Raw genomic sequence first — 25883 nt, forward strand, 5'->3', positions numbered from 1 at the left:
AGTTTGATATTATAAGTCCTTCTCCTTACTGCCCAGATACTCCAATGAAAAACCTCCGGCAATCTTAACATCATTAGCATCATAAATAACCCAGTCTTCAATATCGGCCTGCTTTATGGTTAGCCTTTGTCCTGTTTTTATCTTTTTAATTGCGAAAGGTTTATCTACAAACACACCATCAAAACTACCGTTTCGGTAAGCGTACACCTGTGTCCACATGTGCTCATGCTCATCGCCTTCAACAAAATCCGATTTAACCATCAGGTGGTAATTCTTGTAGTCTGTACCGTGCACTTTTACAGCATTCACAAACTCCGCTATTTTTGATTGTGCAAGAGCTTTTAACTTCAGAAAGGTGGCGTCGTCTTTATCCAGATCAACCGATTTGTAAAGCGTATCGTTCTTAATTTCTGATTGAGATTGTGAATAGGCTTTGCCACCTAATATCAACAGGGCAAGCATCAAAAGGTATTTCATTTTACATCACCCTAACTTTCAAATAACTCGGGTTTGCTTTTGAGCTGTACACCCTGTGTGTTGCTTTCTTAAAGTCGGTATCCTTTGCTTTCATGATATCCTGAAACTGCTGGGTATTCCTGTCAATAAGCGGGAACCATGTGCTTTGGATCTGCACCATAATACGATGCCCTTTTTTAAAGGTATGCAGCACATCCTGTAACTCGAAATTAACAGCCGTTACTTTGCCCGGCACAAAAGGCTCTGGTTTGCTAAAGCTGTTACGGTATTTGCCACGCATTGCCTCGCTGCGCACCATTTGCTCGTAGCCGGCCATGGTTACGCCTTTGCCGGTAAATTTATTGGCGCTTGCGGTATCAGGATAAACATCTAAAACTTTCACCACCCAATCAGCATCGGTACTGGTGGTGCTTACTTTTAGGTTTGCCCAAATATTGCCTGCAATGGTAATGTCTTTATCCAGTATTTCGGTTTGGTAGGTTAACACATCCGGGCGTTTTTCGGCAAAGCGCTGGTCGGCGGTCATGTACTCGCGGGTCATGTCGAAATCGGTGCCCTCAATAAAAGGCACCGGGTTCATAGGGTCTGATACAAACTCTTTGTAGTCATTCTTAGTAGTAACAGGCGCTGTGAACGATAGCTTACCGCCCGGCAGTAAATACAGGTTCTTTTCCTGTGCATCAACAGGTGGCCATTGCTTGTAAGTTTTCCATTGGTTGATGCCCGTTTCAAATGTATTTACGTTAGCCACATCCATGGGTGTGCCTTTAAGGTAATGGCTAAAGAAGGCAAACTCTATCTTCTCGCGGTACATTGGCCCTGTTGGTTCGCCGAAGCTTACATCCCCCAGATGGTCTCCGTTGCCGCGTGCCCAGCCGCCATGCACCCATGGGCCCATCGCAAAGTAAACAGGCGTTTTAGGATTATTCTTAACCAATACTTTGTAAGTATTGATAGCGCCGTAAAGGTCTTCGGCATCATACCAGCCGCCGGTTACCAGCGTTGGTGTTTTAATATCATGCAAGTGTGTTAACACGTTGCGGTCTTTCCAGTGCTGGTCATAATCCGGGTGATCCATCATTTCGTTCCACAGGCGGATGGTGTCTTTGTAATACTTTACGTTGGAGTTGCGCATGCTGCCCATCTCCATAAAGAATTTGTAACCATCGTTAGTGCCGGGGTTAAAGCCTTTGGCACGGCGCTGGGTAGGCTTATCATCCTGGCGATTGGTAAAGCCCGGGTAGAAACCAAAGTTGGCTACCAGCATAAATGCGCCATTGTGGAATGCATCATCGCGATATAAATCGGCAATTGGAGCCTGTGGCGATACCGCAGCCAAAGCCGGATGGCGGCTAAGCAAAGCCGTTGTGCTATAGAAGCCGGGATAAGATATGCCCCACACCCCTACTTTGCCATTGTTGTTTGGCAGGTTTTTGATAAGCCAGTCGATGGTATCGTAGGTATCGGTGCCCTCATCAACATCTTTATTTGTCTTATGCTGCTCCAGCTCAGGCGTCATCTCTTCATAGATGCCCTCGCTCATCCACCGGCCACGCACATCCTGGTAAACAAATATGTAACCATCATGCACAAATTGTGATGACGGCCCCAGGCTGCCTTTGTATTTATCAGCCCCATACGGACCAACGCTGTAAGGCGTCCTGTCCATCATTACAGGGTATTTTTTAGACTGATCTTTAGGCACGTAAACCGATGTGAACAGTTTTTTGCCATCGCGCATGGGTATCTGATACTCGTACTTGGTATAGTTGTCTTTAATGTAAGCAGCATCGCTTTGCGCAAAGGTGTTGAAAGCTGAAAGCAAAAGGCTTAAAGCTATAAGGAGAGTTCTTTTCATTACTGTGGGTTGATGCTTTAAAAATAATCAAAAAACAAAAGAAGGCGCTGATAAATCAAAGCCTTCTACAAAATCGTTACTTAATGTTACTTAGAAGCATCAGGGGTAATAAACAAGCTTTCGTCAATTGGTTTGTTGATAACCCAGCTTTTCACTTTAAATACTATCATAGTTCCTTGCACCAGCATTTTCATATCATGAGGCAGTCCGTAACCTTGTACCATTTTGTAATCCTCAAAATAGCTTTTCATATCGCGGGTATCAACCATTCTAAGGTAACCACTTTTTACTTCATAATAGTTTAGTATCTCTGTACCAAGTTTTGATACCAGTTTAATTTCATAACAAGGCATATCATCAACATATTTTATGCCCAGGTTAACCATGGTATAACCTAAATTTTTATAAGCCATATCGGGCAGGGCATAGGCTTGTAAAGCGAGGTCATCAATCGCCTTAGGGTCTGTTATACGGCTTATCTCACTATTTATAGTATTAACAAGCTTGCCTTTATTGTACGTAGATGTTTCACTGGCATTAGCAGCGGTAAGGCTTTGATAATATGCATCAGGTATCTTTTTAACAATATGTATTTTAACGGTCGAATCTCCGCTTAATTCGAGGCGAAATTCTGATGTTTTTATGGCTGCCCATTTTTTACTACCGCCGATAACTTCTACATATCGTGCTATAACTTTTTCTGCAGATGGGAGCTTTTGCGCTACTGCCGAAAAACAAGACAGACAGGTAATAAATAATAATGCTGATAAGGTTTTAAACATGCCCTGAAAATAATAAAAGAAGCACGATTTGTTGCCCGAACCGGCAAAAATTATTGTTGCAGTAAACAAAAAAGGCAACCATTTTCATGGCTGCCTTTTTTATTTATAATTGAATAGTATTCTTATTCGTTGATGGCTTTAACACCCGGAAGTTCTTTACCTTCCATGTACTCTAACAAAGCACCACCACCGGTTGATACGTAGCTAACATCGCCAACCATATCAAACTTGGCAACAGCAGCAGCAGAGTCGCCACCACCAATTAGTGAGAAAGCACCGTTATCGGTTGCTTTGGCCACTGCATCAGCAATTGCTTTGGTACCTGCCATAAAGTTATCCATCTCAAACACACCCATAGGGCCGTTCCAAAGGATAGTTTTTGATTCTTCAACCACTTTGCTAAACAATTTGATGGTTTCGGGGCCAATATCTAAACCCATCCACTCACCAGGGATCTCGCCTGTTTTAGCCACGTCGCGGTTAGCATCATTGGCAAATTTATCGGCAATAACGTTATCAACCGGCAACAGCAGGTTAACGCCTTTTTCTTTTGCTTTTTGTACCAGGGTGCGGGCAAGATCAAGTTTATCAGCCTCTAATAATGAGGTACCGATTTCGCCACCATCTGCTTTGGCAAAGGTATAAGCCATACCGCCACCAATAATAAGGTTATCAACCTTCTCCATCAGGCGCTCAATCAGTTGGATCTTATCAGATACTTTTGAGCCGCCCATAATAGCGGTAAATGGTTTTGCAGCACCGTTTAAAATTTTCTCGGCGTTGTTCAACTCAGCAGCCATCAGGTAACCGAATACTTTGGCTTCAGGGAAGAACTGTGCTATTACAGCTGTTGAAGCGTGTGCACGGTGAGCTGTACCAAATGCATCGTTCACGTAGATATCGCCAAGTTTTGACAATTTCTCAGCAAAAGCTACATCGCCTTTCTCTTCTTCTTTGTAAAAACGAAGGTTCTCTAATAATAGAACTTCACCTTTTTCAATCTCTTTTGATTTCTGAAGAGCATCTTCGCCAATGCAATCATCAGCAAACTCTACTTGTTGGCCCAATAGGTCAGACAGGTGCGGAACAAGGTGTTTTAAGCTATATTTTTCGGTTGGGCCGTCTTTTGGTCTGCCCAGGTGCGACATCAGGATAACTGCGCCGCCATCTTTCAATATCTTTTTGATGGTAGGCAGGGCCGCGGTCATGCGGTTATCGTCGGTAATGTTGTAATTCTCATCCAGTGGCACGTTAAAATCCACACGAATGAGGGCACGTTTACCGTTAAAACTTATCTGATCAATTGTCTTCATATAAATAGTATATAATTGATGTAACGGCGCAAATTGCCGAAATTTATTCTAAACAGCAACGCTAAAGTAAAAAAGGTGTTTGTTTTTCATTGAAATTTCACCTTATCTTAACATACATTACATGGTGCGGACCGATGTCGGGGATGTCAAACTCGGGCGATACAATCTCGAAGCCTACGCCTAAATAAAACGGCACGGCCTTTTTGCGGGCATTACACCACATATAATTCACTTTTTGGCCGCGCAGATAGGTAATGGCAAAGTTTACCAGCATGTTGCCGTAGCCTTTGCCGCGGTATTTTTCTAAAGTAGCCATGCCGCGTAACTGGTAGGCTTTACCTTCAAATTTCTCATATCCCTGCGGATGGAACGAAGCTATACAAGCCAACTCATCGCCTACAAAGTAACCTAAGTGAAAAGTATCTTCAGCATCGTCGTTTACAAAACGGCATTCATCCAAAGTTAGTTTCCCCTCGCGCAATACTGTATTACGGATAGGCAGCACATCATCGGCAGTAATAAACTTAATCATGCTTGGTAAGGCTTATTTTTTCAACCAGGTCAGCCAAACGGCTCGAGTAACCCATCTCGTTATCATACCAGCCTACTACCTTAACCAATCCGCCAACTATTGAGGTTAACTGGGCATCAAAAATGCAACTGTGGGGATTATCTAATATATCGACAGACACTATCGGATCTTCGGTATATTCCAATATATTTTTCATGGGGCCATCAGCAGCGGTTTTAAATGCTGCATTGATTTCCTCTACGGTTGGTAATTTGGCAAGGCTACAGGTAAAATCAGTAAGCGAACCGTTCAATACCGGCACACGGATACCCGCCCCACCCAGTTTACCATCCAGGTGCGGAAATATATTGGTGATAGCCTTTGCAGCACCTGTTGTTGTTGGGATGATGGATGATGACGCAGCACGTGCACGGCGCAGGTCTTTATGCGGGGCATCGTGCAGGTTTTGGTCGCCTGTCATGGAGTGTACGGTGGTGATGTAGCCATCCTGTATATGCCAGTTATCATCCAGTATCTTCACCATGGCAGCCACATTATTGGTTGTACACGATGCGTTTGACAGGATAGGCGCATGGATATCCACCTCATCATCGTTAACGCCCAATACTACTGTAGGAACATCTTTGTCGGTTGATGGTGCCGATATAATTACCTGTTTGGCACCCGCGGTAAGATGTTTTTGTGCACCATCGTGCGAGGCATATTTTCCGGTTGATTCTATTACCAGATCAATATCCATCTCAGCCCATGGCAATAAAGCAGGATCGGCCTGGCGAAGTACTTTTATAGCTTTGCCGTTTACGATAATATTATCGTGATCATTTGTAACGATGCCTTTAAACCCACGATGAACGGAGTCGTATTTAAACAGGTGAGCAAGCGTAGCGGTATCAGTAAGGTCGTTAATGGCAACAACCTCAATACCCGGCTTGTTAAATATAGTACGAAGGAAAATGCGGCCAATGCGGCCAAACCCATTTATAGCGATCCTCATTCAGTAACAAATTAGGATGCAAATTTACTTAAATTAAAAAAGTGTATAGGGCTTATATGAACAAGTTACGCAGGGATAACTTTTCGCGCTGGCGATTGCGCAAAGCAAAGGTTATCATCCAGTTAAAAAACATGCTGATGCCAAATATGATAAGCATAAGTGTAAAGTTGCCCAATTCGGAAAAGAAATAGGCTATAAAAATAAGCCCGATATTTACCGTAGCCAACATCAAAACGGTTTGCAGGTGCGTGTAACCCAGGTTAAGTATACGGTGATGGATGTGGTTACGATCTGCCATAAAAGGCGATTTACCTGTTGCAATACGCAGGATAAAAACGCGTAGGGTGTCAAATATAGGCCCTATCAGTATGGCGAAAGTTAAAGCCGGGGCCGAGATAACTTCGGGCGTTACGCCCGCTTTAAACCTGTTAAGTTCAATAAATCTTACTGCCAATATAGCCGATATAAGCCCAATTAGCAATGAGCCGGCATCGCCCATAAATATTTTTGCAGGCGTTAAATTATAACGTAAAAAACCAAATACCGCACCTACTATAGCCAAAGCAACGGCAGCAAGCTCATAATGCTTAATATACATAAACAACGCTGCAAACGTTCCGTTCACAATTATGCAGGTTGTAGCGGCAAGGCCATCAATACCATCAATAAGGTTAAATGCGTTTATGATGAGTATGATAAATAACACAGATAATACCGCACTTGTGATATAAGGGATATCGTGATAACCCAAAATACCGTACATGCTTGTAAAACGGATGTTTCCTAAGGTAACCAACAATGTGGCCACTACCAGCTGTATCAAAAATTTAGTACTTGGGTTAACACCCGACAGATCATCTTTGATCCCCATTATAAACAGCACAATACTGGCAGCCAGTATGTAACTGATAGGAATAGTTTTATCTAAAATGCTAAATAAAAGAAGGGTAATAGTAAAGCTTACAAATATTGCAACACCGCCAAGGCGAGGTATGCCATGGTCATGCTGTTTACGGAAATGGCCAACATCATCATACAAATGCCGGGTGCGGGCAACGTGTAAAATAGACGGGATTGCCAGCAAGGTGATCAGTACCGAGAAAGTAGCGATCAGCAAATAATAAATAAAATAGTAAGTACCTAAATACTCCTGCATCAGATAAATTAGTTAGGGGCAATCATCTTCTCGCAAAGATACTTAATGATAACATATTAAAAAAATTGTTTTATTTTTCTTAAAGGCTTGAACATCAACGCCATAGGCGGAAAAAACAACTTATTCTTATACATTGCCCTAAGATCATACATCAATGCCTTAACCCGGTTACCTAAACTGCTGTTACTTACGCCCCCTACCATCATTTTAACCATAACAACAGGTATGTAATGCACCGCAACGCCATTGGCATGTATAAACCTTGCCATCAGTTCATAATCGGCAGCCGAACCATAAGCCAGACTATAATTGCCCAATTTGTCAAATAACTCCTTTTTGCAATAAAACGTAGGGTGCGGTGGCATCCAACCAAAGTTGAATGATCCTTTTTTATAAGTCCCGCTGCGCCATTTACGCACTATTTTACCGGCAGCATCGACGTAATCAAGGTCGCCGTACACAATATACGGATGGTGCTCCTGAAAGGTTACGTTTACTACAGTTAAAATATTTTCTTCAGAAAAAAAATCATCCGCATTAAGCACACCTATTATTTCCCCTGAAGATAATTCAAGACCTTTATTCATTGCATCGTAAATGCCCTCGTCTTTCTCAGAAACCAAAACAGATATATGTTCGCGGTAATGCGATATCACTTCAAGGGTACCATCGGCAGAGCCACCATCAATAATAATATATTCTACGTTGGGGTATTGCTGCGATACAACAGATTTAATGCAACGTTCAATAGTAGTAACTGCGTTATAGCAAACAGTAATAACCGATATTTTGGGATATTCCAACTTTTATAGCTGCATTAATTACCCGCAAATTATGTATTTTTGAAAATGCTGCCTAATTTAATTGACAACATTATGCAGTATATAAATATGCGCCTACTACACTTTATTATTTTTACGGCATTGGTTTTTATTGCCACGTCCTGCTCTTACAAACAAAACCAGCTGCTATTTCAAACCAAGCAAACAACAGCAACAGATACAGCGCAACAGGCAAAGCCAACCCCTTATCGTATACAGTCGCAAGATGCTCTTCAGATCCGCAATCTTCAAAACGTAAGATATATTATTGATGATGGTCCATCTTCGTCAGTAAGCAGCGGCTCAGGCTCAGGGGGTAGTGGCAGTGGGCAAACCTACCAGGTTGAAGACGATGGCACAATAACATTGCCTGTATTGGGCCATGTACAAGTTGCAGGCTTAACCCGCCCGCAGGCTGCCAAACTAATTGAAGATCTTTACCGCAAAAACTTACTTAAAGACCCTATAATTGAGCTTAAGGTAACCAATTTGAAGGTTACCCTGCTTGGCGAAGTAAAATCGCCGGGCAACATCCCTTTGTTAAAAGATAACATTACCCTGGTTGAAATGATTGGACAAGCCGGTGGCTTAACGACGGGCGCCAATGAAAAAAATATAAAAATAATAAGGGGCAAGGGTAAAAACCAAGAGGTGCATATAATTGATCTGAGCGACCTCCGTTCAGTATCAGACCCACGCACTATAATGCAAAACGGCGACATCATTTACGTTGCACAAAACAAGCGCGCCATAAGGACTGAAAACCTGCAGAACCTGAACACATGGGTGCAACCGGCATTACTTATCATTAATACTGCATTGGTGATATTTACCCTTACCAGGCAATAATGGAAGGCACAGCGGGTAATAACGATATGAAGTGGTACCCTGTTTACACTAATGCACGTGCAGAAAAGAAAGCGTTTGAAGCATTAACCGCTAAGGGCATTGAGGCTTACCTGCCTTTGCAACGCAAACTAAAGAACTGGAGCGACCGTAAAAAATGGGTTGAAGAACCTTTGATACCATCATACCTTTTTGTGCGTATTGCACCCGCAAAACAAGCAGAGGTTTTAATGACAAAAGGTGTTGCACGTTTTTTATATTTCTCCGGGAAAATAGCCGGCATGCCTGATAAACAAATAGAGGAGCTTAGGTTGTTGATGGCCAGTGCGTTTGAAATGGAAGTTACCGAAGAGAATTTGCAACCGGGCGAAAAAATAACCGTTAAAGCCGGGCCATTGAAAGGCATAAGCGGCGAAATGGTTGCCTATCGCTCGCAAAAGCAATTACTGATACGATTAGAAAACCTGGGGCAATCTATAATAGTAAACGCCCCGGCAGCATTAATAGACAGGTTTTAATAACCTTATTGATATGGCTGTAGCTGATAAGTTGCCTCAAAATGTGACTTACGAAGCGAAGCTGTGTTTAGCCGGAAAATATGTGCAGGATAGCAGGGCTGGTAAATCCCCAAAATACCGGAAACGAGAGCGCTAAAGTTAAAGCAATGTGTGATGCTTTGCAGCATGGCGGCCCCGATGATGAGGGCCTTTATGTAAGCAAAGATAATTCGGTGATATTTGGACACCGGCGCTTGTCGATAATTGATTTGAGTGCTAATGGCCATCAACCTATGGCCGATAGTGTTGCAGAAGTTATTATAAGTTTTAACGGCGAAATATATAACTATCCGGAGTTAAAGCATGAGCTTAAGTTACTGGGAGCGGTATTTACCAATAATACCGATACCGAGGTAATATTACAGGCATATTTGCATTGGAATGTCTCGGCCTTTGGCAGGTTGCGTGGTATGTTTGCCTTTGCACTGCATGATGTTAAAACCAACGAAGTTTACCTTGTGAGAGATAGTGCAGGTATTAAACCCCTGTATTATAACATACAAAACAGCCAATTGGCTTTTGCATCAGAAGTAAAGGCGTTTAAAGCCGCAGGTATAAGTACACAGGGTAACGCCAACTGGCCCGTTTACCTGTTGGCGTATGGCCACATACCCGAGCCACACACCACGTTGCAAAATGTTTATAGCTTGCCTAAAAGCCATTACCTGCGCTGGCAAAAAAACGGCTCGTACACAATAAATGCCTACAGGGTTAATACTGAAACAGCACCTGTAAATAGTAAGGAGCTTGCACAAGAGGGCATTGTACAGGCATTAAACACAGCAATAAAGAGGCAATTAATAGCCGATGCACCTATCGGGGTATTCCTCAGTGGCGGTATCGATTCCAGCCTTATCACTTTACTTGCTAATGAACAGATAGAACAACTACAAACGGTTTCTATCTTTTTCAACGAAAAGCAATATGACGAGCGCACTTATCAGCAGGCTGTATTAGAAAAAATATCAGGTAAAAATTATACGCATCTTGTTCAACAGCAAGAGTTTGAACGGTTTTTCCCTGCCGTGCTACAGGCTATGGATATGCCAACTACTGATGGTATAAACAGCTGGTTTATTAGTAAGTATGCGCGGGAGGCGGGCTTAAAAACAGTTTTATCGGGCCTGGGTGGCGATGAGCTTTTTGGTGGTTATCCATCTTTTCATCGTATAAAATACCTGGAATACCTTAAAAAGCTACCGGCTGCTGCCTTGTCACTTTTTTCGCTTGCCGCTTCAGCAGGCTACAAAAAAATAAGTTACCTCGCAAATAACGGCTTAAACGCCGATTATCTTGCTTTGCGCGGCATTTTCTCTATCAATGAAATTGCTGCTTTTACAGGCACCAGCAGTATCCATATCAAGGATATATTATTTGCTGATAGCATGCCCGATAAAACACCTTATGATAAATTGAAAGCGGCCCGTTTAGAGGGTGGCTTGTATATGAAAAACCAATTGCTTCGCGATACCGATATGATGAGTATGCAGCATGGCCTTGAGGTAAGGGTACCATTCTTAGATGAAGATTTTACAGCCTTTACCGAAAGCATAAACCCAGAAATACGATTTGCCGCTGCACCCAAACAATTGTTAATAGATAGTTTTAAAAACTTGCTACCCGCCGCTGTATGGCAAAGAAAAAAGATGGGCTTCACATTTCCGCTGCAACAGTGGATGGCAGCAAACAAGGATATTAGCGCGGTTGAAAATTACAGGGGTGCTTTAGCTAAACAAAAAATAAAAGAATTTAAAACCGGGAAGCTGCATTGGTCAAGGGCCTTTGCATTATTCCAGGTGCAGGGGCATGTCTAAAAAAATCGTACTCTTCTCGTTGCAAACCTTTAGCAACACAGGCGGCATTCAAAAAATGACGCGTACTTTAGCACACTCCCTTCATAATATTTGCAGTAACCAACACTGGGATTTTAAACTCATCTCATTATATGACAAAGATACCGACCTTATGCCCCGGTATTTGCCGCAAGCAAATTTTAAGGGCTTTGGCCGTAACAAGATAGGTTTTATCCTGCAAAACGTTTTTAAGGCCGATAAACCTGATGTAATCATCCTTAGCCATATTAACCTGGCACTGGTTGGCTTGCTTATTAAATTACTAAGCCCAAAGACCAAAATATGGCTTATAGCCCACGGTATTGAGGTTTGGTGCCCGCTATCATTCAATAAACGTAAACTATTAAACAGCTGCGATAAAGTACTATGTGTTAGCCGCTTTACACTTGAGCAGATGAAAGCTTTTCACCATTTGCCTGCAGAAAAATGCGAAGTGCTAAACAACGTGCTTGACCCTTTTATGCCTTTGCCTGCGGTATTCAGCAAGCCCGCGTATTTATTACAACGCTATGGCCTTAATGAAAAACACAAAGTGATATTAAGCCTTGCCCGCCTCGCCTCTACAGAACAATATAAAGGGCATGACAGGGTACTTAAAGCCGTAGTACAGCTAAAAAAACAATACCATAATATAAAGTATATCTTAGCGGGTAGTTACGATAAAGCAGAAGGCGATCGCATCAAAAAACTTATTACAGATTACGATATTACAGAGCAGGTTATACTAACAGGTTTTATAGCCGAACAAGAGATACCCGATCATTTTTTAATGGCCGATCTGTTTGTGTTGCCCAGCAAAAAAGAAGGTTTTGGGATAGTTTTTATCGAAGCCTTATCTTGCGGCCTTCCTGTTATTTGTGGCAATACAGATGGCAGTGTTGATGCTATACGTAACGGAGAATTGGGCGTAGCAATTAATCCGGATAGCGATGATGAGATAGAAAGCACCATTGCCGGGAGCCTTGCAGAGCCATTAACGCTTACCAAACGCAAAGAGCTGCAACAACAATGCATGGCACATTTTAGCGAACGCAATTACATTGAAATTATACAAAAAATGTTAATAAATGACTGAGGACAAGGATGAACACTGGGACATTGTAATAAAGCCGCAGAGCAACTTATTCGATCTTCGGTTAAATGATGTTTGGCATTACCGCGACCTGCTGGTACTACTGGTTCGCCGCGATTTTGTAGCTTTTTACAAGCAAACCATACTGGGGCCAATATGGTTCTTTATACAACCGGTTATCACCGTTGTGTTTTACACCTTTGTTTTCGGCAATTTGGCAGGCATCCCTACTGATGGGGTACCTAAGCCGCTTTTTTACCTTGCCGGCACTATACTTTGGAACTACTTTGCCGATTGCCTTACTAAAACATCTACCGTGTTTAAAGATAACTCTGCCTTAATGAGCAAAGTATATTTCCCACGCCTTATAATGCCTTTAAGCGTAGTTGCTTCAAACCTTATCCGTTTTGCCGTACAGCTGGTATTATTTATAGGCATGGCTTGCTTCTATTTCGTTAAGGGCGCCCAAATAGGAATAAACGCTTATGCATTGCTTTTCCCTTTTTTGTTGTTGCTGATAGCAGCACAAGGCTTAGGCTTAGGCATGATCATATCTGCCGTAACTACAAAATACCGCGACCTTGCTTTTGTGGTAACCTTTGGCGTTCCGTTATTAATGTATGCAACAACAGTGGTTTATCCATTATCAGAGGCGCAGAGCAAGTTCCCGGGTTATAGCTGGATTGTTAAATATAACCCAATAACCGCGGTGATAGAAACCTTTAGGTACGGTTTTCTGGGCAAGGGCAGCTTTGATTTTGCCTTGTTGGGTTACTGTACGCTTGCTACTACAATTATTATACTATTGGGTATAGTAATATATAATAAGGTTGAGAAAACATTTGTTGATACTGTTTAATACGATCACAATTGAAAATATTGCACATTAGCGCATCCTACAAACCAGCCTATATCTATGGCGGGCCAATTATGTCGGTAGGTGCATTGTGCGAGGCTTTGGTTAAAGCAGGTACACAGGTTGAAGTGTTTACTACCACTGCTAACGGCAGTACCGAATTATCGTTAACATCCAATGTACCTGTAAAGGTAGATGGCGTTACGGTAACGTACTTTAAACGCATCACCAAAGATCATACACATTTATCGCCCTTGCTTTTAAAAACCTTAAGAGCCAGGATAAAAGAATTTGATGCAGTGCATATACATGCCTGGTGGAACCTGGTATCGGTGTTAGCTGCTTTAACTGCAGTAAAAAAAGGCGTCCCGGTTATATTATCGCCAAGAGGAACTTTAAGTGCCTACTCGTTCATCAACCGTAATAACCTCAAAAAAAAACTGATACACCTTGCACTGGGCAAAAAGCTTTTACCCAAATGCCATATACATGCCACTGCACAAACCGAAGCTAATGCTTTTATGGGATTAGTAAAACCGGTAAGCATTAATGTGATCCCAAACTTTGTAAAACTGCCGGCGCAACTACCAGCTGTAAGATACATTGATGAAACATCCCCCCTTAGGCTTCTCTTCTTCTCCCGTATCGAAGAAAAGAAAGGATTGGACATCTTATTAAAAGCACTGCCCTACCTTAATTTTTCGTTCAGCCTTACTATCGCGGGTACCGGCGAACCGGAGTACATTAAATCGCTGCAAGCACTGATAAACGATACCGGCATTGCCCAAAAAATAAATTGGATTGGCTTTGTAAACGAGGATAAATTTAATGTCCTAAGCGATCATCATTTAATGGTACTCCCATCGCATGATGAAAACTTTGGTAATGTGGTTATAGAAAGTTTGAGTGTAGGCACGCCTGTATTAATAAGCGACAAAGTTGGTTTGGCTGATTATGTAGCCGAAAAAAATCTGGGTTGGATCTGTAAAGCCGAAAATGAGGACCTTGCGCGGCAACTTAATCAGAGCTATCGCGGCTTTAGCCAAGCCTTTGAACGCATAAACACCACCGCTCCATCAATTATTCGTGAAGATTTTAATGCCGATAAACTTGTGCAGCAATACATCGCTTTGTATAAAAAAGCAACAAATTTGTGAGCATAACATAGTGGTATTGCCTTAATTTGAAAGTCCATCCCCAAAAAGCCTGATTAAGTTGACCGAAAGTTTAGATATCATCATTTTAACCTTTAACGAGGAAAAAAACATTGAGGCCTGCCTTGAAAGCGTAGTGCCGCTTGATGCAAACATCTATATAGTAGACTCTGGTTCTACAGACGGAACGCTGGCTATTTGCCGCAGATATACCGACAATATTGTTAACCACCCTTTTGAAAATTACGCAGCACAGCGCAATTGGGCGCTTAACAACCTGCCATTAAAAGGCACCTGGATACTTAACCTTGATGCAGACCACCGCGTGAGTAATGAACTGGCTATAGAACTCAATTCTATCCTATCCGCCCAAATTGATACCGAGTTGAACGGCTTCCTGATAAGCCGCCGTACCATGTTTATGAACAAATGGATAAAACATGGAGGGCACTATCCTACCTACCACGCCAATATGTTCAGGCGTGGGTTTGGAGCCTGTGAAGATAAACTCTACGACCAGCATTTTCTGGTACAGGGCAAAACCCAAATTTTAAAAGAAGATATTATAGATATCATCACCGATTCGGTAAACACTTTTGTAACCCGCCATAACCATTGGGCCACGCTTGAGGCAGAATATCTGTTTGCCCAAAAAACAGCAACCAACCATGCTGAACTTATACAACCTAAGTTTTTGGGAAACCCCATGCAGCGCAGGCGTTATCTGAAAAATAAATACGAATCGTTCCCTTTATTTGTAAGGCCTATATTGTACTTTTTCATCAGGTACTTTATAAAACTTGGTTTTTTAGATGGCAAAACCGGGTTTGTCTTCCATTTTTTGCAGGGCTTTTGGTTTAGGATGATGATAGATATAAAAGTTTACGAACTGCAAAAACAAGCAAACAACAAACAGGCCTGATCAAAGCCTAAATACTTTACATGCAGCAAACCGATCTGTCCACATATAATAATCACCCCTACCATCCGGGCGCAAACGCGTTTAAGCGACTGCTATGGTATTATGTGAATGCTATTTTCATAAACAGTGCATGGCTACCGGTAAGCGGTGTAAAAGTGTTTTTGCTAAGGTTGTTTGGTGCGCGCATTGGCAATGGGGTCATGATAAAGCCACGCGTAAATATCAAATATCCCTGGCACCTGCAAATTGGCAACCATACTTGGATAGGCGAAGGTGTATGGATCGATAATCTCACAACTGTCGCTATCGGCAGCAACGTTTGCCTCTCGCAGGGGGCTGTGCTGCAAACAGGTAGCCATAACTATAAAAGCCGCTCGTTCGATTTGATCATCGGCCCTATAACTTTAGAGGATGGCGTTTGGATAGGCAACGGTGCTATCATAAATAAAAGTGTAGTGGCCGGTAGTCATGCTATACTCAGCAGTGGCTCGGTAACCACCAAAAACCTCGATGCATATTCTATTTACCAGGGTAACCCTGCCGTAAAGGTGAGGGACCGCGAAATACTATAAATATGTCTGCCAGTTCTGCTTCATCTCACAAGATCATCCTTTACATTGTATTTGCATTGGTAACCGTAATGGGTATACTGTTGCTTGTTAACCCTGCAGGGGTGTACCCGGATGCTGCCTGGGGTTTCCAGGTTTGGCGTGGAATGCAAAAAGGGCACGGCTTTAATATATTAACGCTACCCGGCCAATGGGACATCGCTCAAAACGGCGAAGAGTTTAAATCCTGGTGGTCTCCGGGGCAATATTTAGTACCGGGGATATTTCAAAAACTTTTCGGGCTTGATCTGGGGCATGCGTCATCACTAACGGTAGTCATCTGTCAATACCTGGGGCTTGCCGGTTTATATCAATTCTTCAAAAAAGCCGGCTTCAGCAAAACTATCAGCGCGCTGGCAATATTGGTTATAGCGCTGCAGCAGTCGTTTTTTACGCCATATATATTTTACAATGGCGGCGAGGTGTTACTTTTTGCGTTTATTGGCTGGTTCCTGTATGGCTGTTTGCATTTCAATAAGCCAAGTATCGCATTAGCCGTTTTTGTTCTCCTGGCGGGATGGATTGGCTTCTTCGCTAAATCATCATTTATGTGGATGTATGCCGCCGGGCTGATCTATATGTGGATCCAGTTATCGCGCCATACCACGCATATTAAACATTGGCTGGTAAACGGCTTTTGGGTAGGCGTGCCTGCCGTTATATCGTTGGCGGTTATTTACGTAACCTATTTGTCTAAAGGCTTAAACCCATCATCGCAGTCGCTTGGGTTAGATTCTACTATAAAAGTATTTGCCTTCCCACTCGCTTCGCCCCTGCTGGCAGGTTTCTCTTTGGATGACCTGGCTAACGGGTTGATAGAGCATAACGGCAACGTAATATTTAATCCTGTACAAGCCATCATTATAATAGCACTGCTTGCGGTCTTGAGTATCGTACTTATCTGCGCCATCTGCAAACGCGTGCCCGATAACCGTTACAGTACCATGCTGGTAATATTTTATATCGTATCTGTTTTTTTTCTCGGTTCATCGTTCTTCAGAAAACTGGATATTTCTTTCGAGGCAAGGCATTTCCGTATCATCGGCCTGCTCATCATACCGGGAACTATTTACGTATTTAGCCGTGCGGCTAAAGCATATCGTTATGCATTCGGTGCGGTAGTTGGAGTTGTCGCGCTATTTTCATTAAAGTTCTACGTGCTGTCATACATCGGCTTAAAAACCGAAACTGTTTACGGCACCAGCGGTATTGCCCAGCAGTTTATTGATAAAGAAAGTTTGGATTACATCCGCATGCTGGATAACCATAACAAGAATGCCGTGTTTGTATTTTTCAGCCCGGATCTGGGCTTGGAGATCAACCATAACCGTTCGATAACCTTAGAGCCGCTGAACAGCGATATCAGCATCAACGTAGACGATTACATCCATAAAGGCCACGCCGGCCCGCTCTACATACTGATGCCACATAAATACATTGGCATACGCGCCAGTGTGATCCTCAAATCTTTCCCGGGGTATAAAGGTTTCTCGCTTAAAGAACTAAGCGACAATTATGTACTTTACTTTGCTACCGAAGCAAGGTAATTAACGGGTAATTTCCTTCCAGAGCATATCTTTCAGCTCGGTAATGCCTTTTTGCGCTACCGATGATATGAATACGTGAGGTACATCTTTCGGCACTTCCTTCTCCATTTCGTCCTGTAACTCTTTATCCAGCATATCGGCTTTGGTAATGGCCAGTACGCGTGGTTTGTGCATCAGTTCGGGGTTATACTCGTTCAACTCGTTAAGTAAAATATCGTATTCCTCTTTAATGGTGCGGTTGGTATCGGCAGGTACCATAAACAGCAGCGTAGAGTTACGCTCAATATGGCGAAGGAAACGGATACCCAATCCCTTACCCTGCGATGCACCTTCTATAATACCCGGAATATCGGCCATTACAAATGAGCGGTTATCGCGGTAGCTCACAATACCCAGGTTGGGCACAAGCGTAGTGAAAGCGTAGTCAGCTATCTCCGGTTTAGCTGCTGATACTACTGATAGCAAGGTTGATTTACCTGCATTTGGAAAACCTACCAAACCAACATCGGCCAGTAGTTTCAGTTCCAGTATATTCCAGTCTTCTTTTCCATCCTCGCCGGGTTGGGCAAAGCGCGGGGTTTGCTGGGTTGGTGTTTTAAAGTGCCAGTTACCCAAACCACCACGGCCGCCGGGGGTGATTATTTTGGTCTCACCATCAGTATTTATCTCAAACAGTATCTCGCCTGTTTCGGCATTACGCGCAATGGTACCCAGTGGCACTTCAAGTATCTCATCGCGGCCGGTTTTGCCCGAGCGCTGTGAGCTACCGCCCGATTCACCGTCGCCGGCTATAACGTGCTTGCGGAATTTAAGGTGAAGCAGCGTCCATAACTGGGCGTTACCTTTTACAATAACGTGCCCGCCACGGCCGCCATCGCCGCCATCAGGGCCGCCTTTGGCTGTAAAAACATCACGGTGCAGGTGCGCAGAGCCCGGCCCGCCATGGCCAGACCGGCAGCATATTTTTACGTAATCGACAAAGTTGGATCCCTGAGACATGGTATTTTATTTTGAAACGGAAAGTCCGAAAGACAGCATACCAAACGGCTTTACTGACTTCCGGACTTTCCAGACTTGCGGACTAATATTTCTTAATACGCAGCAATAACGCCATCAATAGAATCAAAGATGTTCTCTATAGATCCTATACCATTAATGCTGGTAAACTTATTTTGGTTTTGATAAAAACCTGCAACCGGTGCAGTTTTATCATTGTATTCTTTAATGCGTTTGCGGATAACTTCCGGGTTGGCATCATCAGGCCTGCCTGATGTTTCGCCACGTTTTAATAAACGCTGCTCTAACTCGGTATCATTAACCTCTAAAGCGATCATGCCTGATATGGCTGATTCTTTTGAAGCCAACAGTTCATCTAAAGCCTCAGCTTGTGCAACTGTACGCGGGAAACCATCGAAAATAAAACCCTGTGCTTCTTTATTGGCATCAAGCTTATTGCTTATCATGCCTATAACAACTGCATCGGGTACTAACTGGCCATCGTCCATCAGCTTTTTTGCTTCAAGGCCAAGAGTGGTACCTTGTGCAATTTCGCCGCGCAGCAAATCACCGGTTGAAAGGTGAATAAGGCCAAATTTTTCGATAAGTTTTTGTGATTGCGTACCCTTCCCGGCACCGGGCGGACCAAACAGTACTAAGTTAAGCATCCCTTTTGTGATTAAAGTTAAAAGCCTTTCTGTTGTTATACGGAAAGGCTTAAAAAATTCAGTGCACTTGTAGGGATTCGAACCCCAAACCTTCTCATCCGTAGTGAGATGCTCTATCCAATTGAGCTACAAATGCATTTTTACTATGTAAAACCGATATTGTTACCAATATCGTCCCGTTTTTAACGGACTGCAAAAATAGAATATTCTTGCATCCGCTGCAAACTTTTTTAAAAATTACTGTAATTTTTCTTTGATAGCCGCAAAGTTGGGCAGCTCATTGGCATCCTCAAGTACCTCAGCATAAATCACTTGCTGGTTCTCATCAATCACAAAAGCAGCACGTTTTGAAACACCTTTCATCCCAAAAAAGAACTCATTATACAGCGCACCATAGGCTTCTGATACCTCTTTATTAAAATCAGACAGCAGCGGGAACTGGTATTTTTGCTCCTCTTTGAACTTAGCAAGGGTAAAAGGCGAGTCGACAGAGATGCCAAATACTTGTGCGTTGATGCCTTCATAAAAGCCAAAATCATCACGCATGGTACAAAGCTGCTCGGTGCAGGTACCGGTAAACGCCATTGGGAAAAAATGCAGTATTACCTTTTGCCCTTTAAAATCGGCCAGTGAAACTTGTTTAAGATCTGTTGATACGAGTGTGAATTGAGGGGCATCCTGCCATATCTGTATAGCCATGTTTTTGTTTTTTGTGCAAATAACAACATTAAAAGTATGCAGAATATTCACTTAAGTGAAAATAAATCCTGTTTAAAGGTTGATATAACTAAAAACTTAGTTTAACTTTATTTAACAATTGCATGTTGCTATTAACCCTACTTTAGCCCAACCTGTTGATTACTAAATAAATCAAACTCCTGTTATCACTAAAACCAACCTGTCATGTTTAAAAACCTGGTAAAAATTGCTTTTAAGAACCTGCTTAAAAACCGCAACGTAACATTGATCAATATTTTCGGTTTGGCGCTTGGCCTGGCCAGTTGCCTGCTTATTGTATTTTATGTGGTTGATGAATTAAGTTTCGACAGGTTCAATACCAATGCTGAACGCATCTACCGTGTAAATACCGATATCAGCTTTGGTGGCAACGCAGCATCTTACGCTATCGGCGCACCGCCCCTTGCGGCCGAGGCCGTGAACAAACTACCCCAGGTTGAAAAAGCGGTACGCATAACAGCAGCTACCGAGGTGCGTTTTAAAAAAGGGAATGAGAGCATCAGCGAAGCAAAAGTAGCCAATGCCGATTCTACCCTGTTTGATGTATTTAGCCTGCCCGTGTTGCACGGTAACACGCACACCGCTTTAGCAGAACCCCACAGTATTGTACTGACCCAACGAGCCGCTCAAAAATATTTTAATACTACCGATGCTGTTGGCCGCGTGCTCACCATGGCCAATAACAATGAGAATTATAAGGTGACTGCTGTAATAGCCAACATGCCCGAACAATCTCATTTCAATTATGATTTCCTCATCTCCATGAGTACCAACGAGGGTAGCAGATCTAACGCCTGGAATAGTTTTATTTACAGCACATACCTGCTTGCCCGCCCTAATACGGATGCTGCATCGCTCGGCAAAAAATTGGATGCACTTTTCCAGTCGCACTTTGAGAAACAGCCGGGCTTTAATAAAGAGACCTTCGCCAAAAATGGCAGCTATGTGCGCGTAAATCTTACGCCGCTTACAGATATCCACCTGCACTCGAACCGCCAGTACGAGTTGGGCGCCAACAGCAGCGTTACTTATGTATATATCTTTTCGGCCATTGCGCTGTTTATACTGCTGCTGGCCTGTATCAATTTCATGAACATCTCTACCGCCCGCTCGGCCAACCGTGCCCGCGAGGTAGGCGTGCGTAAAGTATTAGGCTCACCGCGCAAAATGCTCATCTTCCAGTTCCTTACCGAATCGATCCTGGTAACCCTTGCCGCCGCCATAGTAGCGGTATTAGCAGCCTGGGCTTTATTGCCCTTATTTAATAATATTGCCGGCAAGCAACTGAGCATTAACGGGCAAACCATCAGCTGGCTATTGCCTGCATTGCTTGTTATTATATTGGTGGTAGGTATGCTGGCGGGGGCTTATCCGGCGTTTTACCTATCGGCTTTTCAGCCGATAACCGTTTTGAAAGGCAAACCCTCTTCGGGTTTTAAAGGCAGCGTTCTACGTAATAGTTTGGTGGTACTGCAGTTTTCTGTATCGATCTTCTTGATCATCGGCACTATTGTTATCTATAATCAACTCAACTATATTCAAAAGAAAGACCTCGGGTTTAACCGTGACCATGTGTTGGTGATCAAAAACACTTTAGGGGTTGATAACCCACGCGCCTTAAAAGAAGAACTAAAACAGATAGCCGGTGTAAGCAACGCATCATTAAGCGGCTTTTTGCCGACGGGCACTTTGAGGCAACCTAACTCGGTATTTAAAACCAGTACCCCTGAGCCAAAAACAGCAGTGTTTACCGAAATATGGCCGGTTGATGAAGATTACCTGCCAACCATGAGCATGAAGCTGTCGCAGGGCCGCAATTTTGAGAAGGGCAACATCTCCGACTCTACCAATGTCATCATCAACGAAACTGCAGCCCGCGCTTTGGGATACGCCGCCAACCCTATCAACAAAAAAGTTTATTACATACCAGAGCGCGACGGCCATGATGAGCCAATTAAAGCCTACAATGTTATAGGTGTGATAAAAGACTTCAACTTTAAATCGCTGCGCGATAATATTACCCCCGTGGTAATGATGCTGGAAAGCAACAATAACGCACTGAGTGTAAAACTGCAAGGCGCAGATGTAAAACACTTTTTGCCGCTTATCGAGGCCAGATGGAACAAGGTATCGCCCAACCAGCGCTTTGAGTATTCATTTATGGGCGAGGATTTTAACGCCGCCTACCGCACCGAGCAACGTACCGGTCAGCTGTTTTTGGTATTTGCTACGTTGGCTCTTGTAATTGCAGGGTTGGGCCTGTTCAGCCTGGCTGCCTACGCCGCCGAGCAGCGTAACAAGGAGATCGGCATCCGTAAAGTATTAGGCGCAAGCGTATCGTCTATTGTAGGTATGCTGTCTAAAGATTTTATCAAACTGGTTCTGCTGTCGTTCCTGATAGCGGCACCGCTTGCCTGGTTGGTGATGCACAAATGGCTGGATGGGTTTGCCTATCGCCAAAGCATACAATGGTGGGTAGTGGCTATAGCAGGTATCGGCTCGTTATTTATTGCCTTTGCTACCATCAGTACACAATCGTTTAAAGCAGCAGTGGCTAACCCGGCGGATAGTTTGAAGAGTGAGTGAGATGAGAAAGATCGAAAGAATTGATATACCAGAGCCCTGCAGTGTGCAATGGGACAACATGCAGCCCATGGGCGAAGGTAGGTTTTGTAGCAATTGTAGTAAAACGGTAATAGATTTTACCATGATGCCCAATAATGAGATCATCGAATATCTATCAAGGCACCAAAGGGTTTGCGGCAAGCTATACGAGTATCAGCTAAGTAGATTAAACCAAAGCCTGCTTACAGACAGACGAAACAGTTCTTCGTGGCGTAAAATTATCGCAGCGGCTTGTATAGCGGGATTGGTTTCGGTTGTAAATATTAAGGCAAGTGCAGTCGTTCCAACGGAACAGTTAACCTTTCATCAAAAAAAAAGTGAGGAACAAGCAACAGATTCTACGACTATTAAATTAAAAGGACGGCTGATTGATAAGATTACTTGCTTACCCATAGAAAAAGCTTATGTCTCCACAGACAAGAAAGGCCATCCTATTAAGACTAATAAACACGGCGAGTTTGCTTTAAAAGCCCCAAGAGATGCACGGTACTTTTTTGTTTACAGAGCTAAAGGAAAAGACCTGACCGGCGCCTATTCCATAAGTGCTGATTCAATGTTTCATGAATTAATAGTACCGCTTGCAGGTATTGAACCACAAAGTAATGATAGGGTAAGAATGGGAGAAATTCGAACCAAACCGGGGCAAAAGTTTGATAAAACTATCAGGATCAGATCTGCAAAAGAAATCGGAAAATTGGGTGGTTTTGATGAGGTGCAAACCAAACCTGACTCAACCACCACAAACAATCTACGTTAGCCGCAGGTTTATGACCCCATGAAAGCCATCATCATCACCCAGCCGGGTTCTCCCGAAGTTTTGCAATTACAGGAACGCCCTGTACCCGTTAGTAAAGATGACGAGGTGCTGGTAAAAGTAAAAGCATCGGGCATTAACCGGCCGGATGTTGCGCAGCGCAAGGGAAATTATCCGCCACCCGCCGGTGCATCGCCCGATATACCGGGGCTGGAGATTGCAGGCAAAGTAATTGAAGTTGGTAAGAATGTTACCCGCTTTAAGGTTGGCGATAAAGTTTGCGCACTGGTAGCTGGTGGCGGCTATGCAGAATTTTGCGCAGTACCCCAAGGGCAATGCCTGCCAATTCCTGATGATCTTTCTTTTGAAGAAGCCGCCTCTTTCCCCGAAACTTTCTTTACCGTTTGGAGCAACGTGTTCGATCGCGGGCAACTACAACCCGGCGAGACCTTGCTGGTACATGGCGGCAGCAGCGGCATTGGCGTAACGGCTATCCAAATGGCAACGGCTTTAGGCAGCACGGTTTACGTTACTGCGGGCAGTGATGAGAAATGCCATTTTTGCGAGCAATTGGGCGCTGTTAAAGCCATCAACTATAAAACAGAGAACTTTGCCGAACGCATTAAAGAACTTACCAATGGCAAAGGTGTGAATGTAATATTAGATATGGTTGGCGGCGATTATACGCCGCTCAATTTACAATCGCTTACTGAAGATGGCCGCCTGGTACTCATCAATACCATGAAGGGAAAGAATACAGATATAGACCTTTCCGTAGTGATGCGCAAGCGACTAACCGTTACCGGCTCCACCCTGCGTAACCGTGATGAGGCTTTTAAATCGGCGATAGCCAAAAAGCTTGAGCAGCATGTTTGGCCGCTGGTATCAACGGGAAAAATCAAACCTGTTATCTATAAAATATTTAAGCCTCAAGAGGCTGCAACTGCACACCAACTGATGGAGAGCAGCGCACATATCGGCAAAATTGTGATCAGTTGGTTGTAGCTGCAACTCATAAACCGCTGTAAAATACCTGTTACAGCTGTATACACAACGTATTGGCTATAAGGCAATAAAAAGTTAACAGAAGTGTTTAATATTTTGCCAATAAAGCTTAACTTTGCGCCTCTGAAATAGCAGTGCTTTGTATAAACACTATCTGTTTCATTTTAAATTCTTTAAAATACCAGGTTATATATGCCAAACATTGGAAAAATATCAAGGATCATTGGTCCGGTAGTGGACGTTAGCTTCGCTGATGAGGCACATCTTCCTAAAATTTATGACGCTCTTGAGATCACGAAAGAGAATGGTCAGAAAGTTGTTTTAGAAGTACAACAACACTTAGGTGAAGATCGTGTACGCGCCATAGCGATGGACTCAACTGATGGTTTATTACGTGGAATGCCGGTTGTAGATACCGCATCTGCTATTAAAATGCCTATCGGCGATAACATCAAAGGCCGCGTGTTTAACGTAGTTGGTGACGCTATCGACGGTATTGAAAACCTTGACAGAACCAATGGCCGCCCTATCCACGCAACTCCCCCACGTTTCGAAGACTTGTCTACCGAAACTGAGGTATTGTTCACCGGTATCAAAGTTATCGACCTTTTAGAGCCTTATGCTAAAGGTGGTAAAATTGGTTTGTTTGGTGGTGCGGGTGTAGGTAAAACCGTATTGATCCAGGAGCTGATCAACAACATCGCGAAAGCTTATGCCGGTTTATCGGTATTTGCAGGTGTAGGTGAGCGTACCCGTGAAGGTAACGACTTACTTCGCGAGATGCTTGAATCGGGCATTATCAAATATGGTGATGCTTTCATGCACTCTATGGAAGAAGGTGGTTGGGATTTATCTAAAATTGATACCGAAGCCCTTAAAGATTCAAAAGCAACCTTCGTTTTCGGCCAGATGAACGAGCCGCCGGGTGCACGTGCACGTGTGGCATTATCAGGTTTAACTATTGCTGAATATTTCCGCGATGGTGATGAAGACGGTAAAGGCCGCGATATATTATTCTTTATCGATAACATTTTCCGCTTTACCCAGGCAGGTTCTGAGGTATCGGCACTATTAGGCCGTATGCCATCGGCGGTAGGTTACCAGCCAACACTGGCAACTGAGATGGGTACCATGCAAGAGCGTATCACTTCTACCAAACGTGGTTCTATCACTTCGGTACAAGCGGTTTACGTACCTGCGGATGACTTGACCGACCCTGCGCCGGCTACAACCTTCGCTCACTTAGATGCTACTACCGTACTTTCACGTAAAATTGCCGAGTTAGGTATCTACCCTGCGGTGGATCCGTTGGATTCAACTTCACGTATCCTTAGCCCTGCAGTATTAGGTGATGAGCACTACAACACTGCACAACGTGTTAAAGAGATCCTTCAACGTTACAAAGAACTTCAGGATATCATCGCCATCTTAGGTATGGATGAGCTTTCTGAAGAGGATAAACTAACTGTAACCCGCGCTCGTCGTGTTCAGCGTTTCCTTTCTCAGCCGTTCCACGTTGCTGAGCAGTTCACCGGTTTAAAAGGTGTATTGGTTGATATCAAAGATACCATCAAAGGTTTCAACATGATCATGGACGGTGAAGTTGACGAATACCCTGAATCAGCATTCAACCTTGTAGGTAGCATTGAAGATGCTATTGAAAAAGGCAAGAAAATATTAGCTGAAGCGAATGCTTAATTAAGAATCAAGAAATAAGAATCAAGAGTCAAGACCAAAATCTTGATTCTT

Annotated in this window: 24 protein-coding genes and 1 tRNA gene; 13 read left to right on the forward strand and 12 right to left on the reverse strand. The window is 43.3% G+C overall.

Annotation, left to right across the window (positions count from 1 at the left end):
- Positions 1–9: 9 nt before the first annotated feature.
- The 8 genes from D0C36_RS07160 to D0C36_RS07195 form a co-directional block, all read right to left on the reverse strand.
- The gene (locus D0C36_RS07160) at positions 10–477 is read right to left on the reverse strand and encodes a DUF2314 domain-containing protein (protein WP_117390862.1); all 468 of its coding nucleotides are present in this window, start codon (positions 475–477) and stop codon (positions 10–12) included.
- A 1-nt stretch (position 478) separates the two neighbouring features.
- The gene (locus D0C36_RS07165) at positions 479–2335 is read right to left on the reverse strand and encodes a CocE/NonD family hydrolase (RefSeq protein WP_117390863.1); all 1857 of its coding nucleotides are present in this window, start codon (positions 2333–2335) and stop codon (positions 479–481) included.
- Positions 2336–2421: 86 nt separating this feature from the next.
- On the reverse strand, positions 2422–3117 hold the full coding sequence (locus D0C36_RS07170; RefSeq protein WP_147321952.1) for an outer membrane lipoprotein-sorting protein: 696 nt from the start codon (positions 3115–3117) through the stop codon (positions 2422–2424).
- Between the two features lie 122 nt (positions 3118–3239).
- Positions 3240–4430 carry a phosphoglycerate kinase gene (locus D0C36_RS07175; RefSeq protein ID WP_117390865.1) on the reverse strand — a complete coding sequence of 397 codons (1191 nt, stop codon included), beginning with the start codon at positions 4428–4430 and terminating at the stop codon, positions 3240–3242.
- A gap of 97 nt (positions 4431–4527) precedes the next feature.
- Positions 4528–4962, reverse strand: a complete 435-nt coding sequence (locus D0C36_RS07180) for a GNAT family N-acetyltransferase (protein ID WP_117390866.1) — start codon at positions 4960–4962, stop codon at positions 4528–4530.
- A complete protein-coding gene (gene gap / locus D0C36_RS07185) occupies positions 4955–5956 on the reverse strand; it encodes a type I glyceraldehyde-3-phosphate dehydrogenase (RefSeq protein WP_117390867.1) in 1002 nt (333 codons plus the stop codon). The genes D0C36_RS07180 and gap overlap by 8 nt, the downstream gene beginning before the upstream one ends.
- A gap of 52 nt (positions 5957–6008) precedes the next feature.
- A complete protein-coding gene (locus tag D0C36_RS07190; RefSeq protein WP_117390868.1) occupies positions 6009–7112 on the reverse strand; it encodes an MraY family glycosyltransferase in 1104 nt (367 codons plus the stop codon).
- A 56-nt stretch (positions 7113–7168) separates the two neighbouring features.
- Positions 7169–7915 carry a glycosyltransferase family 2 protein gene (locus D0C36_RS07195; RefSeq protein ID WP_117390869.1) on the reverse strand — a complete coding sequence of 249 codons (747 nt, stop codon included), beginning with the start codon at positions 7913–7915 and terminating at the stop codon, positions 7169–7171.
- Positions 7916–7987: 72 nt separating this feature from the next.
- On the opposite strand from D0C36_RS07195, the gene D0C36_RS07200 reads away from it, so the two are divergent.
- The 9 genes from D0C36_RS07200 to D0C36_RS07240 all read left to right on the forward strand — a co-directional run bounded on the left by D0C36_RS07200 (position 7988) and on the right by D0C36_RS07240 (position 17348).
- Positions 7988–8782: a polysaccharide biosynthesis/export family protein gene (locus D0C36_RS07200; RefSeq protein WP_158557088.1), complete on the forward strand. Its 795-nt coding sequence runs from the start codon at positions 7988–7990 to the stop codon at positions 8780–8782.
- Complete coding sequence (locus tag D0C36_RS07205; protein WP_117390871.1) at positions 8782–9297, forward strand: UpxY family transcription antiterminator; 516 nt, start codon at positions 8782–8784, stop codon at positions 9295–9297. Before D0C36_RS07200 ends, D0C36_RS07205 begins: the two co-directional genes overlap by 1 nt.
- An 80-nt stretch (positions 9298–9377) precedes the next feature.
- Positions 9378–11150 (forward strand): asparagine synthase (glutamine-hydrolyzing), encoded by a 1773-nt coding sequence (gene asnB / locus D0C36_RS07210; protein WP_117390872.1) that lies wholly within the window; start codon positions 9378–9380, stop codon positions 11148–11150.
- Positions 11143–12264: a glycosyltransferase family 4 protein gene (locus D0C36_RS07215; protein ID WP_117390873.1), complete on the forward strand. Its 1122-nt coding sequence runs from the start codon at positions 11143–11145 to the stop codon at positions 12262–12264. The genes asnB and D0C36_RS07215 overlap by 8 nt, the downstream gene beginning before the upstream one ends.
- Positions 12257–13120 (forward strand): ABC transporter permease, encoded by an 864-nt coding sequence (locus D0C36_RS07220; RefSeq protein ID WP_117390874.1) that lies wholly within the window; start codon positions 12257–12259, stop codon positions 13118–13120. The genes D0C36_RS07215 and D0C36_RS07220 overlap by 8 nt, the downstream gene beginning before the upstream one ends.
- A gap of 11 nt (positions 13121–13131) precedes the next feature.
- Entirely contained in the window at positions 13132–14274 is a 1143-nt protein-coding gene (locus tag D0C36_RS07225; RefSeq protein WP_117390875.1) for an XrtY-associated glycosyltransferase XYAG1, read from the forward strand.
- Between the two features lie 58 nt (positions 14275–14332).
- Complete coding sequence (locus D0C36_RS07230; RefSeq protein WP_117390876.1) at positions 14333–15193, forward strand: glycosyltransferase family 2 protein; 861 nt, start codon at positions 14333–14335, stop codon at positions 15191–15193.
- 20 nt (positions 15194–15213) lie between these two features.
- A complete protein-coding gene (locus D0C36_RS07235) occupies positions 15214–15765 on the forward strand; it encodes a WcaF family extracellular polysaccharide biosynthesis acetyltransferase (RefSeq protein ID WP_117390877.1) in 552 nt (183 codons plus the stop codon).
- 2 nt (positions 15766–15767) lie between these two features.
- Positions 15768–17348, forward strand: coding sequence for a hypothetical protein (locus D0C36_RS07240; protein WP_117390878.1), 1581 nt, complete (start codon positions 15768–15770; stop codon positions 17346–17348).
- Here the strand turns inward: D0C36_RS07240 and obgE are convergent, their stop codons facing one another.
- The 4 genes from obgE to D0C36_RS07260 all read right to left on the reverse strand — a co-directional run bounded on the left by obgE (position 17349) and on the right by D0C36_RS07260 (position 19711).
- On the reverse strand, positions 17349–18347 hold the full coding sequence (obgE, locus tag D0C36_RS07245; RefSeq protein ID WP_117390879.1) for a GTPase ObgE: 999 nt from the start codon (positions 18345–18347) through the stop codon (positions 17349–17351).
- Positions 18348–18439: 92 nt separating this feature from the next.
- Positions 18440–19012, reverse strand: a complete 573-nt coding sequence (locus D0C36_RS07250) for an adenylate kinase (protein ID WP_117390880.1) — start codon at positions 19010–19012, stop codon at positions 18440–18442.
- A 62-nt stretch (positions 19013–19074) separates the two neighbouring features.
- Positions 19075–19148 (reverse strand) — tRNA-Arg (locus tag D0C36_RS07255).
- 101 nt (positions 19149–19249) lie between these two features.
- Complete coding sequence (locus D0C36_RS07260) at positions 19250–19711, reverse strand: redoxin domain-containing protein (protein ID WP_117390881.1); 462 nt, start codon at positions 19709–19711, stop codon at positions 19250–19252.
- A gap of 204 nt (positions 19712–19915) precedes the next feature.
- Here D0C36_RS07260 and D0C36_RS07265 point away from each other — a divergent pair, with 204 nt between their 5' ends.
- The 4 genes from D0C36_RS07265 (at position 19916) to atpD (ending at position 25832) form a co-directional block, all read left to right on the forward strand.
- On the forward strand, positions 19916–22336 hold the full coding sequence (locus tag D0C36_RS07265) for an ABC transporter permease (protein WP_117390882.1): 2421 nt from the start codon (positions 19916–19918) through the stop codon (positions 22334–22336).
- Position 22337: 1 nt separating this feature from the next.
- Positions 22338–23132, forward strand: coding sequence for a hypothetical protein (locus D0C36_RS07270; RefSeq protein ID WP_117390884.1), 795 nt, complete (start codon positions 22338–22340; stop codon positions 23130–23132).
- Between the two features lie 18 nt (positions 23133–23150).
- Positions 23151–24134, forward strand: a complete 984-nt coding sequence (locus tag D0C36_RS07275; protein ID WP_117390885.1) for an NAD(P)H-quinone oxidoreductase — start codon at positions 23151–23153, stop codon at positions 24132–24134.
- A 192-nt stretch (positions 24135–24326) separates the two neighbouring features.
- On the forward strand, positions 24327–25832 hold the full coding sequence (gene atpD, locus D0C36_RS07280) for a F0F1 ATP synthase subunit beta (RefSeq protein ID WP_117390886.1): 1506 nt from the start codon (positions 24327–24329) through the stop codon (positions 25830–25832).
- Positions 25833–25883 lie beyond the last annotated feature (51 nt).

The sequence above is a fragment of the Mucilaginibacter conchicola genome (genome assembly GCF_003432115.1).
GTDB classification, from domain to species: Bacteria; Bacteroidota; Bacteroidia; order Sphingobacteriales; family Sphingobacteriaceae; genus Mucilaginibacter; species Mucilaginibacter conchicola.